This window comes from Paenibacillus sp. FSL K6-1330 (assembly GCF_037976825.1).
Classification (GTDB): Bacteria; Bacillota; Bacilli; order Paenibacillales; family Paenibacillaceae; genus Paenibacillus_AQ.
This window is the reverse complement of record NZ_CP150269.1, coordinates 4,920,348-4,937,989: the sequence shown is the minus strand read 5'-3', so window position 1 is coordinate 4,937,989 and position 17,642 is coordinate 4,920,348. Positions and strand designations below refer to the sequence as shown.

Genomic DNA, 17,642 nt, shown 5'->3' with positions numbered 1-17,642 from the left:
CATGCGGATCGATGTGCTGACGCTGTTCCCCGAGATGTTCGATGGTGTGTTTCATTCGAGTATTCTGGGTAAAGCAGCCGAAAAACAAATTGTGAACTTGAATGCCATCAACTTCCGCCAGTATGCCGGAAATAAGCACAGTCAGGTTGATGATACTCCATATGGCGGCGGTGGGGGGATGGTGTTAAAGCCGGACCCGATTTTTGCTGCGGTAGAGGATATCCTTGCTTCTGATACGGATGAAATTTCGAATCATGAGGATGGGGCTAATCCTGCCGGAGAGATTCCAGTGGAAATTTCCGGAACAGCCAAGCCTCCGCGAGTCATTCTGATGTGTCCGCAAGGAGAGACCTTTACGCAGAAAAAGGCCGAAGAGTTGTCTCAGGAAGACCATCTGGTGTTTATATGCGGGCATTACGAAGGTTATGATGAACGGATTCGCGAGTTTCTTGTTACCGATGAGTTATCCATCGGGGATTACGTGCTTACCGGTGGAGAGCTGCCAGCGATGGTTGCCATCGATTCTGTGGTCCGATTGCTGCCGGGTGTACTAGGCAATGAAACGTCAGCGGTGACGGATTCATTCAGTACTGGCCTGCTGGAATATCCGCACTATACCCGTCCGGCTGAGTTTCGCGGCTGGAAAGTGCCGGATATTTTGTTAAGCGGTCATCATGCAAATATTGACGTGTGGCGTCGGGAACAGGCGCTTAAGCGGACATGGGAGCGTCGCCCTGAGTTGTTAGACAAGCTGGAGTTGTCCAAGCAGGATCGGGCATATTTAGACAAGCTTCAGCGAGAAGCGGGATCCTCATAAGCTTTTTTGTTTAATCTCACGAACAGATCTGTAAGCACAGGTCTGTTCGTTTTTTTATTTCTTGAATGTGGCTAGTATGTAGTAATATGCACGTTTCATGTTTGCACCTGAGAACAAAATTCGTATGAATTGAATAGTGTGATAAATAGGCGTTTGCGGATGCATTAATCGTAAGGGGTGAAATCGATTGAAGCAAGGAAGAAGGAAGGGCAGCGGCAATAAGGCTGTAATTCAGGGACTTACGCCAGAACGAATCCGTGTCGGAAGGACCCAAGCCACTCGATTCGTTACATTGATCCGTCAATTAACATCACTGTTACGCGCATTTGTGGAACAGCCGGTTAACGAGGATTTCACACTTATCAAAATACAATTGCAGAGCCTTAACGATCTGGTCTCGGAAATGAGGTTCTCGCTGCGGGAACGGCGGGATCTTAGGCAGGTTGTACAGCAAATTGCAAGGATTTCCAATTCGGACAATCTGGAAGGGATTTTAACAAGATTGAATGAAGTCATGACGTTGTTTCAAATGTATGGAGAACGAATTGGGGTCGGCGGCGAGATCGGTCCGGATATCGCTGCTTTGCAAAATGGTATTCAATCAAGGCTGGATAATGCGTTTCCGAGTGCGGATGCTGTCCCTCTAATCGATTTAATGAACAATCTGCATTTTTACATTATGAATGCAACGACGAATCGAGTGGCCGGGTCTCGTCAGCAGCTTACTGAAGTACTTCAGGGAATTAACCAGCAGGCTGCGAGATTAGGGTGTTCCGGACAACAGCTGGGCAGGCTGCAAGCAGCAACGGATGGAATTAATGCATCGTTGCAGAATGGGGCGTCGCCTGAACATTTGAATGAACAGTTGATCAACTATACGAATGCTCTTTCAGGAACGATAGCGACATTAAGCGTTCCGGTGGCTGTCCAAGATGCTGCTCTGCAATCTCTGCCAGCTGTAGCAAGGACGAGCGCTGAAACTGTTCAAGGTCTCACGATCCAGGAAACGTTGGAAGGCGTGCCAGGTAACGATCAGCCGGGCGTGATTGGAGCGACAGGAGCCATGGGTGTGACTGGCCCGACAGGCACTGCAGGTGCTACAGGAGGGCCCGGATTGGACGGCGTGCCGGGAGCAACTGGCCTGACGGGTGCGGTGGGTGCTACAGGTCCAACAGGTCCGGAAGGACCGCCAGGGGCACCTGGCGGGATAACAGGAGCGACCGGACCGACTGGTGAAACCGGTGCGACTGGAGCAGTAGGCGAGACCGGTGCTACGGGTGCAACTGGAATAACAGGCGCAACTGGAGCAACGGGAGAAACAGGAGCAGTAGGTCCGATAGGAGCAACAGGCATAACCGGAGCTACTGGTGTCACAGGAGTGACCGGATCGACAGGAGCAACAGGAGCAACGGGAGAAGTAGGTGCCACAGGAGTAACCGGGGTGACAGGTCTGACAGGAGCAACCGGAGAAATTGGTGCAACAGGGGTTACAGGTGCTACTGGAGCAACAGGAGCGACGGGAGTAACAGGAGTCACGGGAGCAACAGGTCCGGCAGGGGCAACAGCTGCAACGGGCGTCACGGGAACCACAGGAGCAACAGGAGCAGCAGGAGCAACAGGAGCGACGGGAGTAACAGGTCCGACTGGCGTTGCCGGAGCAACTGGCAGTACTGGGCCAACGGGCGTTACAGGTGTAACTGGAGCCACGGGTGCAACAGGAGTTACAGGAGCAACCGGAGCAACAGGCGTCATAGGAGCGACGGGAACCACAGGAACCACAGGAGCAGCAGGAGCGACGGGAGTAACAGGTCCGACTGGCGTTGCCGGAGCAACTGGTGGAACTGGGCCAACGGGAGTTACAGGTCCAACCGGTCCAACCGGTCCGACGGAGGCGAATACGCTTATCGGCGGCAGCGTGTTGTATGCCAGTAATGGAGTCACTCAAAATGTGGCTACTAATTCACCTGTAACATTCTCGACGAGCATACTTCAAGGTGTAACATATAATGGTACAACGACGTTGACCATTGTGACAGCGGGTTTTTACTATTTTGATTGGCAGATATCGCTCGAAAATGGCCAAACCGCTCCCAACACGTTCGGAATCGTCGTGAACGGGAATATAACCAGTACGGCGAACATGAACTCGAATTCAGCCACTGCCGAGGTATCAGGATCTGCGGTCATCAATTTAAGTGCCGGTAACACCGTAGGGCTCTATAATTTATCGCCAGTCAGCAAAGCGATTAATGCTCCTCAAACCGGCGCAAGGATTTCCATCTTTAGAATTGGCTCTTAGCCCAGATTTGTATACTTCAGTGTCATATTTTTTAATATTGCTGATACAACTCCTGCGTTGATGGGTAATATGTAACTGGAGTATCACTTGAGAACTGGGAGGCATCTTGTCATGACAGAACATCGACAACAACATGAAGCGAAAATAGAAGAAACAACAAATACAGAAGTTCAATTTCAAACGGTAGATGACATCCTTGAATACTATGGCAAGCGTCATAAGGGCATGCACGACTCGAAAGAAACCGTAAATTAAGGTGAGGCTAACCGCTTTCGGCATGATTTTCATGCTGGAAGTGGTTTTTTATGGACCAGAGCTAGGAGAAAAAGCTGGTTTAGGCATGAGGGTGTAAAGATAAAACACTTGATTCGGTCTACAAAATATGTTATCATTTCTTTTGTTGTGAATACGGTGGTCCGCTGCGGATAATGAAGGAAATACATAGAGTTTCCGGAAGATGCAAGAACACCTGTGTGAGAGGAGGGAGTCATAGATGAATATCGTTCAAGCGATTACTCAAGAACAACTTCGTAAAGATATTCCGAGCTTTCGTCCTGGTGATACTTTAAAAGTACACGTTAAGGTTATCGAGGGAACTCGTGAGCGTATCCAGTTGTTTGAAGGTGTAGTAATTAAACGTCGCGGTGGCGGAATCAGTGAGACTTTTACCGTTCGTAAAATTTCTTACGGTGTTGGTGTGGAAAGAACTTTCCCAATCAACTCGCCTAAAATCGATAAAATCGAAGTGGCTCGCCGTGGTAAAGTGCGTCGTGCGAAGCTTTATTATCTTCGTGAACTGCGCGGTAAAGCAGCGAGAATTAAAGAAATTCGTCGTTAATTACAAGGCGGTAAAAGGGGCTTGTGCGTATATACAAGCCCCTTTTGTATATCCAAAAATCGCTATAATGCGAAAGCGATCTATAGAGAAGGACGGTGGGTTATGGAGAAAGATCAACACCAGGAGGCAATTGAAACCAACGTGGGGAAACCGGCCAAAAAGGCTAAGAACGAGCTTGTAGAATGGCTGAAGGCTCTTCTCATTGCTCTGGTTCTCGTCGTTCTCATTCGCTGGCTTCTCTTTAAACCGTTTATTGTGCAGGGTCCATCCATGGAACCTAACTTTGTATCCAATCAGAAGCTGATCGTCAATGAGATTTTATATGATATCCGTAAACCCGAGCGTGGAGAAGTTATCGTATTCCATGTTCCTGATGAGGGCAGGGATTTCATTAAACGCGTGATCGCAGTTGCTGGTGATACGGTTAAAGTTGAAGGCGATAAAGTGCTTGTCAATGGGGAGCCTGTGAATGAAACCTACATACAGGAAGCGATTGATCAAGCCCATGCTGAAAACAGATTATACAATAACACAGATTTCCCGAACTCGTTCGTTCAGGATGGTGTTGTGCCAGATGGTCATGTGTTTGTGATGGGAGATAACCGCTCCAACAGCACGGACAGCCGTATGATAGGATATGTTCCTTTGGGGGATATTATTGGGCGAGCAGACTTGATCTTCTGGCCGATTAAAGACATAGGGCTCATCAACCATTAGCCAAGGCGCTAAAGAAACGATGAAAGTTTGCAGTGCAAAGTAGAGGTGACGACGTTTGACAATACAATGGTTTCCCGGACATATGACCAAAGCGCGCCGCCAAATTCAGGAGAAGCTGAAGCTGATCGATGCTGTAATTGAACTGACCGATGCGAGGCTTCCGCTCTCAAGCAGAAATCCGATGATTGACGAGATTTTGCAGGGCAAGCCGCGGCTCATTATTATGAATAAAGCCGATTTGGCAGATCCTGAGGTCACAAGGCAATGGCAAGCCCACTTCAAGGAAAATGGCCTAACCGCCTTTCCTGTAGATGCATCCACAGGGACAGGTGTTAAGGATATTCCGAACCAGATTAAGCTGCTGCTGAAAGAGAAGATCGATAAACAAATAGCCAAGGGCATGAACCCGCGAGCTATGCGTGTGTTGATTGTAGGTATACCGAATGTAGGCAAATCCACGCTGATTAACCGTCTTGCCGGCCGCAACATTGCAGAGACGGGTGACCGTCCGGGTGTCACGAAAGGACAACAGTGGATTAAGGTTGCTGGTGGTGAGATGGAATTGCTGGATACACCCGGCATCCTGTGGCCAAAATTCGAGGATCAGAATGTAGGGTATCGTCTTGCGGTAACCGGCGCCATCAAAGAGGAAATATTGAACGTAGAGGATATTGCCTTTTTTGCGATCAAATATTTCTCCAACTATTATTGGGAATCGATGAGCGAACGTTTTGATCTTAAGGAGCGCCCAACAGATCTGGATAACCCGGATGAAATTGTGGCGATAATGGAAGCGATCGGAAGAAAACGAGGCTGCATCGTCAGCGGAGGAAGAGTCGATCTGGAAAAAGCCTCGAGCATTTTCCTACGTGAACTACGCGCAGGCAAGCTTGGGCGTTATTCGATGGAATCCCCTTATTGATTCAATAGGGTGAACGAGAGCTATCCTCCACTAGTTTAAACCAAAAAATAACCATTCTGCCGGTTAACGGCGGAATGGTTATTTTTTCTGGATCAGATCAGGAGGAGATTAGACTGCATTGATTCTATCTAGTTTAACTCGGTAGATGCTCTGAAGATCGACTTCGTTTGATGTGCGTGCCTTGTTTGGACCGGTATTTTCGCCTCAGCTCCAGCAGGAAAGGGGAGGTTAAAGGGTGACGCTCTGTGGCGAGTGTGATAATCTAGAAGAGTTACTAGATTGATAGAACGTGTTTGAAACACCGTATGTACAGACATCAAACAAGCGGTAATTCGGAACCAAAGGGGTTAAACCTATGACAGATTTATTAATGTACGAGCGTGAGTACTGGAGCCGTTATATACATATTGCAGGTATTGACGAAGTAGGCCGCGGCTGTTTGTTCGGCGATGTGGTCGCTGCGGCGGTTGTTTTGCCGGAGGGGTTAGTGATTGAAGGGATCAATGATTCGAAGAAACTCAGTGCCAAGAAGCGGGAAACCCTCTATGATCTCATCATGGAACAGGCGCTGGCGGTTGGCGTTGGTTTGGTGGATGCGGAAACGATTGACCGAATTAACATCAAACAAGCCGCAAGGCTTGCCATGAAGATGGCTATGGAGCAATTGGCTGTTACTCCCCAGTTTCTGCTTGTTGATGCCGAGAAGGTGGATTGCGATATTCCCCAGCGTGCCATCATTAAAGGCGACGCTAACAGCCAGTCCATTGCTGCGGCCTCCATTATTGCCAAGGTCACTCGCGACAGATTGTGCGAAGGGGAATGGGAGACGCGTTATCCGGAATACGGAATCGCCGTACATAAAGGCTACGCTACCAAGTTTCACCGTGAACAGCTGCAGCTGCACGGACCTACCGCTATGCATAGAAGAAGCTTTCTGAAAAATATGGAGATTGAGCAATTGTCCTTATTCTAGATTTCGATGCAGCCCGCCCTCGTCAAAAGGCGGGCTGCTGCCGATATATAAGGTAAACAGAAGGTGTGGGAGGAACTATCGTGAACATCGGATCGTTGATTCGCGGCCTCCTGGGAGAGCAAAAGCCGGGAGACGCCAAGACGTTGGAATTAAAACCGGGTCAGGTCGTTCGCGGTGTTGTTATGAACGTATCGGAAGACGGACAAGAAGCCGTGGTGCAGATCCAGGGCGTTCAAGTGAAGGCGAAGCTGGAAACGCCGCTTCGAGCCGGGGAAACTGCCCTTCTGCAAGTTCAGCCGCCGGGAGAGGGAGGGACGGCCGTTCTCAAGCCGCTTAGTCAAACGCCGGGACAACCGCTGTCCCCGTCTTCCATGGCTGAGGTGCTGGATTTTGCCGGTCTTCCGGATACGAAGGAAAACCGCGAAATGATCCGGGGTATGCAGAACGCGGGAGTTCCGCTAACGAAGGACAATATTGCCATGTTCCGCGAGGCATTGGCCGTGAAGCCTCCGCAGATTCCCGCGGCGGAATGGGCGGAGTCGGCTGCGATTGCGTTTCACCGCGGACTGCCGATTACCCCCGAAAGCGTGAAGGGACTGCATCAAGCGGTATTCGGGCCCCAACTGCATCAACTACTGCAGTCGTTGGAGCAGCAGCTGGCGTCTACTTTAAGCGCAGGTAGTGGAGGTTTGGTGGATGCGGGGAAACAAGCAGCATCCGGAGCACCTCCCACGGTTGGCGGTGAGGCCTCCGCTGGCAGTATCACGCAGGCCGGCTCAGGTCAGCAAGCGCTGCTGACCAAGCTGCAAGGCCTGCTGCAGCAGCTGCGCGGCGAGCTCGCGCAGCCATGGGCCAGCGGCGGCACGGCAACGCCTGCCGCCGGTCAACCCGCCGCCGTGGCCATGGGCCCAGCGGCAGCTCCAGGCGAAGGTGCCGCAGGCCCTTCGCCAAAGCCGTCCACCCCCAGCGCGGAGCCGTGGGTGGGGCGGCTCTTGAAGCTGCTCGGTGCAGAGCACGAGCAGCAAGCCCTGCGAGGGGCCGGTACGGGCCCCGCGGGCGAAGCGGCGCGCACGGGTAGCGCCGCACCACCTGCCGGGCAGCAGGCAGCCGCGCAGCCCGGCAGCAACACGGCCGCGGGCGCGGCTCCAGGAGCGAATGCGGCCGTGCCAGCACACACTCCTGCTCCAGCTGCGAGTGCTGCTGCACCGCTGCCCGCCGCAGCTGAGCCAAGCGCTGCCGCGGCAGGCCAAGCAGGCCAAGCAGGCCAAGCAGGCGGACAAGCAGCTTCCCAGTCAGCAGCACCTGCCTCTAGCAGCAGTGGCGCAGCAGCGACTACACCTGGGGCTCTTGGCACGCCAGGGAATGCGGCGAATACGAGCCAGCAAGCTGCTGCGAATGCGCAGGCCGGTGCTGTGAATCAACAGGGCTCGACGCAGCCAGTTGTGCCATCCGGGCAGCAGAATATCGCCCAAGGCGTACAGCAAGCCGTTATGGCTTCAACGCCATCGGGTGAATCGGCGCTTGCCCTGCAAGACACACTGAAGGGAGTGTTGCTTCAGGTGTTGTCCAGCCAGGATGCGCCGCCTGCGCTAAAGGAAGCGGCACAGCAAGTCGTTCAGCATTTAACGGGCCAGCAGCTCTTGCTAAACACCGATCGAACAGCACCTTTCGCACAGGTTACCATGTTCATACCTCTGCATGGGGTCGACGGGGAACAGACGGCATCCGTACATATTCAATCCCGCAGAGGCCGAAAAGGCGAGCTGGATGCAACCAACTGCAGGCTGTTGTTCGACTTGGACATGAAATTTCTAGGCCCGACCTTGATCGATGTGCAGGTCGTTGACCGGATTGTCAGCCTCAGCTTTCGGAATGATCAGAGTTACGCCGCGGAGCTGTTTGAGGGGAAAAAGCAAGAGTTGGCTCAGGCAGTTTCATCTATCGGCTATCAATTGCTTAGCGTAAAAACAGAACCGCTACCCTTAGTTGCACCGCTTACTTCAGACGCGTCCGTGCAGGGAACGGCGGCAGAATACACCCCGCAAACCTATAAAGGGGTGGATATGCGGATATGAGCAAGGAAGAGAAAGAGCAAGGACAAATAACGGCCATGAAAAAGGCGGTAGCCCTTAAATATACGCCTGGCGAGAGTGAAGCACCGATTGTGGTTGCCAAAGGGCAAGGGAAATTGGCGGAGTCTATATTAGACAAAGCCAAAGAGCATGGCGTCCCTGTCCAAGAAGATGCAGCTTTGGTGGAGATTCTCTCTAAGCTGGATCTGGATCAGCAGATTCCGGAGGTGCTATACCAGCTTGTAGCGGAAGTGTTGACATATGTTTATCGTGCAGATCGTGAAGCGAAGGATGGAGGGATGATGCCCTAATGAACTCGCCATCCGGTAAAAAGGACAGCCGCAAGCAAAAAGGAGCCGCTGCCGAAGAGCTGGCGGCCGCTTCCCTGATTGAAAAAGGTTACCGGATTTTGGACCGCAATTGGCGCTGCCGCTTTGGAGAACTGGACATCGTCGCTGAAACAGGGGAGACCCTTGTGGTAATTGAGGTCAGAAGCCGAAGCGGAACGAATAGCTTCGGCACGCCTGCCGAGTCCGTGAATGCTCGCAAAGTGATGCAGGTCCGAAACACGGCCCAGCAGTACGTTCATCATAAGCGTTATTATGACCGGCCAATCCGTTTTGATGTTATCTCCGTTATGCTTCGCGCGGATCTGACGTCTGTCTCGATGGATCATATCGAGAATGCATTTTGATGGGTACGAGCCGAAGCAGCCATAACAAAGAAGGTGATAGGAGCTGAGCTCCATCACCTTCTTTGCGTATGACAGGTTTATTTTATGCAATAGGAGCAAACTTCCAGTCTTCATGAGTCATCGGCCTGATGACCATGGGTTATTGTCTTTCATCAACGAGTTGTTTCTTCGGCAGTGATATATTGTCGATCCAGCTGACGGTATTGAATCGCTTCAGCGATATGTTGGCTTTGTATTGCATCGGATGCCTCCAGATCGGCAATGGTTCTGGCCAGCTTCAGGATTCGGTCATAAGCGCGCATGCTCAGGCCCAGCGTATCGATTGTCGCTTGCAGGAGCTCTGCCGAGTCCTTGTCCAGCACCGCATGTTTCCTCAGGAAGCTGCCGAACAGTTCGCTGTTCCAGCTGAACGGGAGCTGTTTATAGCGTTCCAATTGAATCGTTTGTGCCGCATAGACTTGATCCCGCATTTGCTCGGATGATATAGGTATTGCGCTTCCCGGCCATTCCTTAGGCCGAGGCACGTCTACTTGAAGGTCGATCCGATCCATCAAGGGCCCCGATATTCTAGCGCGGTATTGAGCGATTCGGGTAACGCTGCACGTGCAGCGTTGATGGGGGTGATCACTGCCGTAATAACCGCACGGACAGGGATTCATCGAACAAGCGAGCATGAAGTGCGCAGGGAAGGTAAATACCGCTCGTGCCCGGCTGATGGTTACTTCGCGATCCTCCAGGGGCTGTCGCAGCACCTCCAGCACATGCCTCGAGAACTCGGGAAGCTCATCCAGGAAGAGAATGCCTTTATGGGCCAGACTGACTTCCCCCGGCTTCGGAATGGTGCCGCCTCCGATGAGCCCGCCAGCCGAGATGGTATGGTGAGGGGACCGAAAGGGGCGTCTTGTCATCAACCCGTCGGATGGCTTTAGCTTTCCGGCAGCGCTGAAGATTTTCGTTGTAGTCAACGCTTCTTGGTCCGCCAGCGGCGGCAGTATGGTGGGGAGGCGTTTCATGAGCATCGTTTTTCCAGTACCCGGGGGCCCAATGAGCAGAATATTGTGCATGCCTGCGGCAGCAATGGTCAAGGCACGTTTGATATGCTGCTGACCGATCACATCTCGATAGTCTTCAAGCTGCTTGCCCCGTAGGCTGTCCACTTGAGTTCCGCTTTGAGTCGTCGACCGATCATATCTGAGCATTGACAGCGAAACGGTAAAGCTTGTAGTTCCCCCAGTTTCACTACGATGGATGTTTTCATCGGGTCCTTCCTGAACAAGCTCCTTTAAATGCTGAAGCCCATAGACCTCGATTCCCCCGATCAATGCAGCTTCCGGAGCATTTTCGCGCGGGAGAATAACCCCGGCATACCCTTCCTTTTTCGCTTGCTCTACCATCGGCAATACCCCTGTGATGGGCCTAAGTGTACCATCCAGTGCAAGTTCGCCCAGGATCAACATTTGCCCGGCATTCGAAAAGGTCCATTGCTCGCTTGTTAGCAATATGCCGACGGCGATCGCCAGATCGAAGGAAGAGCCCTCTTTGCGCAGATCTGCCGGTGCAAGATTGACGGTTATCCGTTTTAAGGGATAGGTAAAACCGCAGTTTTTAATCGATGCCCGAACCCGCTCAATAGATTCGCGAATGGAGGAATCAGGCAGACCGATGATAGAAGTTTGGGGCAGCCCGTTCGCCAGGTCCACCTCCACCTGGATGACAACGCCGTCAATGCCGTGCAAGCAAGCGCTATGAAGTTTTCCGTACATAAATGAAAGCACCTCATTTCTGATATCAGTGGATTGAATCGTAATAGAACATCCAAGATTCGAAAAGGGTGCTTCCTCATTTTCGTTGGGTGACTCTAGTCCGTATTGTAAAATTTCCCTTCCCGACTGTCAATTCGCACTATGCAAGAAACTCCATTCAATAGGCAAGGGCCCATCCATGGTGCGGGATCTGAGCGGTGAATGTACCGTAGTTCAGAAAGTTGCCACTTTTTCAGAATCGTAGCTACAGGCAATAACGGGAAGGAATGTCAATAGTCAACGCACGGGTTCGCAAGTAGAATCAAAATCATAAACGACATGCTGCCTTAAGAGCGGCTGGCGTTACATCATCATACATAAGGGAGAGGGCTCGTGTGAAAATTTGGAACCGAAAGCTCGGGTTGCTGGCATTAGCTGCCATTATAACCGGCACGTTATTGAGCGGATGCTCAAAAGAAAACGCGGTAAAGGAGGAGAATCATGAAAACGTCGCCTTAGGTAAGGAAGTCACACTAGAGATGATGACTTTCTCTCATACGAACTGGCCGTATAAGGAAAATTGGCCGATTTATAAGTACTTGAAAGAAGAAACCGGCATCTCCTTCAAGGTACAACCTGTGATGAGTGATTACACCACAACGATGAACCTGGCGATATCCTCGGGCGAGATACCGGATCTTATGATGGTCAACAGCCTGAATGCCGCCAACACGCACGGGGTAAGCGGAGCGTTTGTCGACTATTTCGAGCACTTGGACCAGATGCCGAACTACAGGAAGTTTCTCGAGGACCATCCGGAAGTAAAGGCAGCTATTCTGTCTCCCGAGGGGAAGAACTATTTTATGCCGTTGTATGGACTTGAGCAGCAATCCAGGCGGTCATGGCTTTACCGGGACGACGTATTCGAGAAACACAATCTGACGCCGCCGACCACCTACGACGAATTGTACACGGTTGCGAAAAGATTGAAGGAAATATATCCGGACAGCTTTCCGATTGCCGTGTTTAACGGTTTGAGTCCTCTGGTTAATATGGCACCGGCGTTTAACACCAATAGCAGCTATTATTACGATGATGAGAAGGACGAATGGCGCTACGGCCCGACAGAGGACAATTACAAGAAAATGGTTGAGTACATGAATAAGTTTTATGCGGAAGGATTGGTAGCACCTGACTTTATGGCGCATAAACGCAAGCAATTTAACGATCTGCTGCTTCAGAACAAATCGTTTATCGCCAGCGACTATATCGGCATCATGGATGAACTTCCGTTAATGCTTGGGGATAAGGCATCCGAGTTCAGTCTCGATTATATGGTTCCTCCTGTTGGAACTCCGGATGGCAAGTCCCACAATGTATTCGCCGGATTGCAGTCCGACGGCTTTGCGGTGGCGGCAAATTCCAAGGAGCGGGATCGGCTTCTTCAGTACCTCGATTTCTTGTTCTCCCCCGAAGGAATTGAATTGGCAACTTGGGGTAGGGAAGGGGAGACATTCACAACCGAGAACGGGGCTCGCAAATTCAACGTGGATTACAAAGAGTTCGGCGACTTGAGAACCAAGACGGGCATCGCAACAATCGGGGCACATACGGTATTGGATATGACGGCTTACGAGTCCATGTATTCTCCAAAAATGCGGGAAGCGATGAAAATCGCGCCTGACCATGAAACGAAGCCGCAGCCAAGGCTCGCCTATACAAATGAAGAAAATGAAGTGCTGAGCATGGTCGGCGAAACCGTGAAAAAGTTCCATGAGGAGCAGATTGCCAAGTTCATTCTAGGACAGAAACCGATGGATGATTGGGATGCTTACGTGAACGAAGTGAACAAGCTTGGCGTGCAGCAGGTGCTGGATGTTCATAGGAGCGCTTATGAGCGGACGCAAAAGTTCCTAAACGAAGCCAAGTAAAAATTATACCTGCACGGATGTTGCCAGATGAGCGCACTGCTTTCCTTTCCCGGACCGGCTTTCGGAAGTATAGGCTGGTCCCGGTCCTTATGGGAAGGGGCCTGTAGGTCAGTTTTGATTTCGCTAAGGAGGGTACGTTTTTTGCAAGAACAGAATTCGAGTTTCTTGACGAAAGTGAAGCGGGACAAATACCTGCTGCTGCTTCTTCTTCCCTGTGCTCTGTATTACATCATTTTTAAGTATGTTCCCATATTCGGCATTTCGATCGCCTTTATGGACTACAACTTATTTAAGGGGATCACGGAGAGCGACTGGGTGGGGTTCAAATATTTCAGCATGTTTTTTAATACGCCTGACTTCTGGCCTGTTCTCAGAAATACATTTCTATTAGGGTTATATAAGCTGATTTTCGGTTTTCCGGCTCCTATTATTCTTGCGTTACTCATCAATGAGGTGAGCAAATCCTTTTTGAAGCGGTTTGTCCAGACGGTCAGTTATCTTCCGCATTTCATATCCAACGTGGTTGTAGCAGGAATCGCGGTCATGTTTCTGTCCCCGACAGGTGGAGTGGTCAACCAGTTGCTCAGCGCAATTGGAGTCGACCGGATCAACTTTCTGGTTGAGGCCTCCTGGTTTAGATCGATTTATGTAACGACTGACGTATGGCAGCATATTGGATGGGGCACCATCATCTATTTGGCTGCTTTGACGGCAATCGATCCGCAATTATATGAGGCGGCACGGATGGATGGGGCTAATCGGTGGAAGCAGACGCTGAACATTACACTTCCCGGCATCGCGCCGGCGATCGTGATTATCTTGATACTTGATATCGGAAAAATACTGGAGATCGGCTTTGAGAAAGTATACCTGCTCTCGACTCCGGCCACTTATGAGACAGCCGATATTATATCCACCTATGTGTACAGGGTCGGATTAACGCAAGGCAATTACAGTTATGCCACGGCAATTGATCTGTTTACCGGCATCATCAGCTTTATCTTCATTGTCGCGGCCAATTCGTTCAGCCGACGAGTCAGCGGAAGCAGCATCTGGTAAAGGAGGAACGTGATGAAACCCAAATGGAACTGGTTTGACGCGCTCAATGCCTTGATTTTGTCCGGGATTGTGATGGCGTGTCTATACCCGTTTGTTTATATGCTGGCCGTGTCCCTCAGTGATTCCGCATCCATCGCCTCCGGGGAAGTATGGCTATGGCCGAGGGGCTTCAACCTGGATATGTATCAGTATGTGTTCGAAGACGGACGGGTGCTGAAAGGATATAAGAACACGTTGATTTATGTGATTTCAGGAACTGCCATTTCTATGATTGTAACGGCACTTGGGGCTTATGCGCTGTCCAAGACCAAGATGGTCATGGGCAAACCGATCTTGATGCTAATCGTCTTTACGATGTTTTTTAACGGTGGGATGATTCCAACGTTTCTGGTCGTGAAGGAGCTTGGCTTTGTCAATACGATATGGGGGATGGTGCTGCCCGGAGCGGTAGGCACCTGGAATCTGCTCATCATGCGAACTTTCTTCATGGGTATGCCTCAAGAGCTAGAGGAATCCGGAAAAATAGACGGGTTGTCCGAAATCGGAATCTTCTTCCGGATTGTGCTCCCGCTCTCCAAGCCGGTGCTGGCTACCATCGGATTGTATTATGCCGTCGGGATGTGGAATAATTTCATGGGACCGCTGCTGTATCTGCGGGATGCTGATATGCAGCCGCTCCAGGTGATTTTAAGAAACATCGTGCTGTCGGGGCAATTGACGGGAACGGATGGTCCGGTTGTAGGCGATATCGTGGTGGTGGAGGATGGCTTGAAATTCGCTACCATTATGGTGTCCACCTTGCCGATCCTGCTTGTCTATCCGTTTATACAGAAGTATTTTGTAAAAGGGGCTTTGATTGGCTCAGTAAAAGGTTAAAGGTTGCAGGTTAAAGCGGCCGGCCGCTCACCTGTGTGTTATCGGATCCAGTAGGTTTTCCGGTAATCACCTGGTGTTTGGCCGGTTACTTTTTTGAACATGCGGATAAAGGAAGTGACATTGCGGTAGCCGATCCGGTTGCCTACTTCCTGAATCGGCATATTTGTTGTCTGCAGTAGTTCTTTCGCTTTTGTTATTCGAATCGCATTCAATTGGTCGCTGAAGTTGTTCCCCGTTTTCTCTTTAATATACCCTGACAGATAAGTAGGCGACATGTTGAGTTTAGAAGCAAGCTGTTCGAGCGATATTTCTTCAGCGTAATGCGACTCCAGATAATGAAAGACATATTGAATGATATCGTAATGTTCCTCTCGTTTCAGACGGATCGCATGGGCTGCATGGGCGAGCTCGTCGAGAAGGATGTCGCGGTATTGCTCAGGGGTCACGCTGTATGCAAGCTTTTCTGCGTAGTCCGGAAGTGCGTCGATATTGATTTTCAGCAGTTCTACTGTCCTTCTCATGCGGACCGAGACCGATTTGGCAAAGTGGCTTAGTTGATCGGCCGTGGCCTCTTGCCGCTGCAATCGATCCAGGGCGCGCTCAATAAGCGATTGGCAGCTGCTCTCGTTGCCGGCCTGTAAATTCACGTAAAACTCGTGCTCTTGCTCGGCAGTGAATCCTGTTACATCTTCACGGCGTTCCTTCTCCCAGATGATCTGGGTTTCCTCAATCGGCATGGCTTGTTGCAGGAGCGACATGGCTTCTGCATAAGCCCGGTCAAAATCAGAGGTTTGCTGGAACACGGACGAAACCGCAATATTCACGAGATAAGTGCTTTGATCTTGATCAAAAATCTGTTTGAGCTGACTCAGACACTGCTGCAGCATATCAGATTTTTCTTGAGTATACACAATGGACAAGATTTGCTTGCCCTCCATCTGAAGGGTGTGGGATAGGGGAAACGATTCTTGTATTTGCAGCGTGATCATATCTTTGATCTTGCCGGTTGCTCTTGTCATTAAGGCATCAAGCTGACGCGAAGGGACGTGCCGGTACCTCAACTGATAAACGATAACCATGAATGCACCCTCGCTGACCCAAAGCTCTTTGGCAGCGGCGGTATCAAGTGCAAAGTTTTTGAAATGGGCCAAATAATGGTAGCTGGTTAAGAGCGGTTTGGTATGGTCCATCCATTCCTTGATGCTCTTTCGTTCATGCTGCAAACCCTTCAGGTGGTTGGAAATGGCGCTGAATTCGGCAATGCTCCCTTGATATAGCTCCATCTCCGCCTGGCCCAGTCCTGTAACCATTCTCTTGAGCGGCCGATTGATTTTGCGGGAAAATACCCAAGATGCCAGAATCCCGATGAGCAGGGTAGCTGCAAATAACAGCACGGCAATCCAGTTCATGCGGCTGATGCTTTGGTTGAGTTCGTTATGCGGGATAATGGAGACGTAGGTGAGGCCGGAGCGGGTGCCCTTTTCGAAAAAGTAATAAGATCCCTTCTCCATCATCCATTCCGATTGGCCGTCCCATTCCGGCAGTGGCTGGGTGTTCACATCCGGGGCTGATTCGAACAGAATTTCTCCCTCCGAGTCCATCAGCAGAAAACGGGAACCGGTCATTCCTTTATAGGATTCATACCAGCTTTTCATATTTACGAGAGCTATGATCTTCCAGGGACTGCTCTGTACGTTTGTAATTAGAGGCATCAGCTGTAACTCGCTCTTCTCTGTCCCGATGGAGAAAGTGCTGCTGGGGAGCATATGCAGAAAACCGGTTGCGTGATCTCTCCGTTTCCAGAACTCGTATGGATAGGAGTCGCTTATGTAGTAATGCTTAAACATGCGGTCATCGTCAACGATGCCATCCCGTTCAAGCAGGAAGGAATAATTTTGGTAGTAGATCATGACATTGTTCAAGTGATAGTAGGGCTGGCTTACCAAGGTCCGGATCTGATCCATCACCATATCCACCTGCAGATAATTGATGCCCTTCTTTCCGCCGGAATCGGCCTGCCTGCTGATATTGCCGACAAATTCATCGTGCTGAAGGTTGAGGAGGAGATTCTTCCAAGTGGAGTATTGTTTCTCAAATTGATCTACGGTATTTCGAATCAGGGTCAGATTATATTTGACAATTTCATTGTTTACATTACGGGAGTAGAATGTCATCGACCATAGGTTGTAGGAGGAGAGCAGGAAAATCACGATGAGAAAATACACCAGCATTTTGACAAATAATGAATGCAGTGGAAAAAATGACTTCAACCAACTCATGCTGAATCTCCTTATGAATGCGTTCACTAATCTTTCAATCATTCTAACGGATAGCGGAAAAAGGATAAAGAGTTTTATTTTGCGTCACAGTTTAACTTAAATGAAAAGGGATTTAATGGTATAATAGTAATCGATATACTAATTATTTCGGATAGGAGAGGGAAGCGTGATGACCATATTATGGGGAAATATTATGATTATGCTAGCAGGATTGTTAGGTATTGCCGTTGTCGCATTGGGGATCATTGGATTGATACACTTTGCACGGAAAAACAAATGATTTTTACATATTTCTCCAATTTATATCTGGAAGGAATCATACCCATGCCAAATAGAGTGGATAAACTGTGAACTTTTTAAGGTAAGCGTTTTAAAAACATGTTACAATAGCTTGGGTTTAATATATAAAGGTTGACAGGGTAA

The 17,642-nt window shown here is 50.1% G+C and carries 15 protein-coding genes; 13 read left to right on the top strand and 2 right to left on the bottom strand.

Annotation, left to right across the window (positions count from 1 at the left end; genetic code table 11):
* Position 1 precedes the first annotated feature (1 nt).
* From trmD to NYE54_RS22270, 10 genes are all read left to right on the top strand, one after another.
* Positions 2-817, top strand: coding sequence for a tRNA (guanosine(37)-N1)-methyltransferase TrmD (trmD, locus tag NYE54_RS22315; protein WP_339266261.1), 816 nt, complete (start codon positions 2-4; stop codon positions 815-817).
* 187 nt (positions 818-1,004) lie between these two features.
* On the top strand, positions 1,005-3,116 hold the full coding sequence (locus NYE54_RS22310) for a collagen-like repeat preface domain-containing protein (RefSeq protein ID WP_339266260.1): 2,112 nt from the start codon (positions 1,005-1,007) through the stop codon (positions 3,114-3,116).
* A 111-nt stretch (positions 3,117-3,227) separates the two neighbouring features.
* Positions 3,228-3,371: a hypothetical protein gene (locus tag NYE54_RS22305; protein WP_213644152.1), complete on the top strand. Its 144-nt coding sequence runs from the start codon at positions 3,228-3,230 to the stop codon at positions 3,369-3,371.
* Between the two features lie 238 nt (positions 3,372-3,609).
* Positions 3,610-3,954: a 50S ribosomal protein L19 gene (gene rplS, locus NYE54_RS22300; RefSeq protein ID WP_015736355.1), complete on the top strand. Its 345-nt coding sequence runs from the start codon at positions 3,610-3,612 to the stop codon at positions 3,952-3,954.
* Between the two features lie 102 nt (positions 3,955-4,056).
* Positions 4,057-4,671, top strand: coding sequence for a signal peptidase I (lepB, locus tag NYE54_RS22295; protein WP_076325014.1), 615 nt, complete (start codon positions 4,057-4,059; stop codon positions 4,669-4,671).
* Between the two features lie 55 nt (positions 4,672-4,726).
* Entirely contained in the window at positions 4,727-5,593 is an 867-nt protein-coding gene (gene ylqF / locus NYE54_RS22290; RefSeq protein ID WP_076325013.1) for a ribosome biogenesis GTPase YlqF, read from the top strand.
* 355 nt (positions 5,594-5,948) lie between these two features.
* The gene (locus NYE54_RS22285) at positions 5,949-6,566 is read left to right on the top strand and encodes a ribonuclease HII (protein ID WP_076325012.1); all 618 of its coding nucleotides are present in this window, start codon (positions 5,949-5,951) and stop codon (positions 6,564-6,566) included.
* An 80-nt stretch (positions 6,567-6,646) separates the two neighbouring features.
* Positions 6,647-8,641 carry a hypothetical protein gene (locus tag NYE54_RS22280; protein WP_339266256.1) on the top strand — a complete coding sequence of 665 codons (1,995 nt, stop codon included), beginning with the start codon at positions 6,647-6,649 and terminating at the stop codon, positions 8,639-8,641.
* Entirely contained in the window at positions 8,638-8,949 is a 312-nt protein-coding gene (locus NYE54_RS22275; protein ID WP_076325010.1) for an EscU/YscU/HrcU family type III secretion system export apparatus switch protein, read from the top strand. The genes NYE54_RS22280 and NYE54_RS22275 overlap by 4 nt, the downstream gene beginning before the upstream one ends.
* Positions 8,949-9,332, top strand: coding sequence for a YraN family protein (locus NYE54_RS22270; RefSeq protein ID WP_076325009.1), 384 nt, complete (start codon positions 8,949-8,951; stop codon positions 9,330-9,332). The genes NYE54_RS22275 and NYE54_RS22270 overlap by 1 nt, the downstream gene beginning before the upstream one ends.
* A gap of 152 nt (positions 9,333-9,484) precedes the next feature.
* Here NYE54_RS22270 and NYE54_RS22265 read toward each other — a convergent pair whose 3' ends face one another.
* Positions 9,485-11,095 (bottom strand): YifB family Mg chelatase-like AAA ATPase, encoded by a 1,611-nt coding sequence (locus NYE54_RS22265; protein WP_339266253.1) that lies wholly within the window; start codon positions 11,093-11,095, stop codon positions 9,485-9,487.
* A gap of 374 nt (positions 11,096-11,469) precedes the next feature.
* Here NYE54_RS22265 and NYE54_RS22260 point away from each other — a divergent pair, with 374 nt between their 5' ends.
* From NYE54_RS22260 to NYE54_RS22250, 3 genes are all read left to right on the top strand, one after another.
* Positions 11,470-13,005 carry an extracellular solute-binding protein gene (locus tag NYE54_RS22260; RefSeq protein WP_339266251.1) on the top strand — a complete coding sequence of 512 codons (1,536 nt, stop codon included), beginning with the start codon at positions 11,470-11,472 and terminating at the stop codon, positions 13,003-13,005.
* A gap of 141 nt (positions 13,006-13,146) precedes the next feature.
* Positions 13,147-14,064 carry an ABC transporter permease subunit gene (locus NYE54_RS22255; RefSeq protein ID WP_339266249.1) on the top strand — a complete coding sequence of 306 codons (918 nt, stop codon included), beginning with the start codon at positions 13,147-13,149 and terminating at the stop codon, positions 14,062-14,064.
* A gap of 12 nt (positions 14,065-14,076) precedes the next feature.
* Complete coding sequence (locus NYE54_RS22250; RefSeq protein ID WP_339266248.1) at positions 14,077-14,940, top strand: carbohydrate ABC transporter permease; 864 nt, start codon at positions 14,077-14,079, stop codon at positions 14,938-14,940.
* 38 nt (positions 14,941-14,978) lie between these two features.
* On the opposite strand, the gene NYE54_RS22245 is transcribed toward NYE54_RS22250, so the two are convergent.
* Positions 14,979-17,219 (bottom strand): AraC family transcriptional regulator, encoded by a 2,241-nt coding sequence (locus NYE54_RS22245; protein ID WP_339266246.1) that lies wholly within the window; start codon positions 17,217-17,219, stop codon positions 14,979-14,981.
* Positions 17,220-17,642: the final 423 nt, after the last annotated feature.

Excerpts from the sequence above, each read along its gene's own strand:
- lepB (WP_076325014.1), top strand. The coding sequence starts at position 4,057 with ATGGAGAAAGATCAACACCAGGAGGCAATTGAAACCAACGTGGGGAAA.
- NYE54_RS22305 (WP_213644152.1), top strand. The coding sequence starts at position 3,228 with ATGACAGAACATCGACAACAACATGAAGCGAAAATAGAAGAAACAACA.
- rplS (WP_015736355.1), top strand. The coding sequence starts at position 3,610 with ATGAATATCGTTCAAGCGATTACTCAAGAACAACTTCGTAAAGATATT.
- NYE54_RS22265 (WP_339266253.1), bottom strand. The coding sequence starts at position 11,095 with ATGTACGGAAAACTTCATAGCGCTTGCTTGCACGGCATTGACGGCGTT.
- NYE54_RS22270 (WP_076325009.1), top strand. The coding sequence starts at position 8,949 with ATGAACTCGCCATCCGGTAAAAAGGACAGCCGCAAGCAAAAAGGAGCC.
- trmD (WP_339266261.1), top strand. The coding sequence starts at position 2 with ATGCGGATCGATGTGCTGACGCTGTTCCCCGAGATGTTCGATGGTGTG.
- NYE54_RS22245 (WP_339266246.1), bottom strand. The coding sequence starts at position 17,219 with ATGAGTTGGTTGAAGTCATTTTTTCCACTGCATTCATTATTTGTCAAA.
- NYE54_RS22285 (WP_076325012.1), top strand. The coding sequence starts at position 5,949 with ATGACAGATTTATTAATGTACGAGCGTGAGTACTGGAGCCGTTATATA.
- NYE54_RS22275 (WP_076325010.1), top strand. The coding sequence starts at position 8,638 with ATGAGCAAGGAAGAGAAAGAGCAAGGACAAATAACGGCCATGAAAAAG.
- NYE54_RS22250 (WP_339266248.1), top strand. The coding sequence starts at position 14,077 with ATGAAACCCAAATGGAACTGGTTTGACGCGCTCAATGCCTTGATTTTG.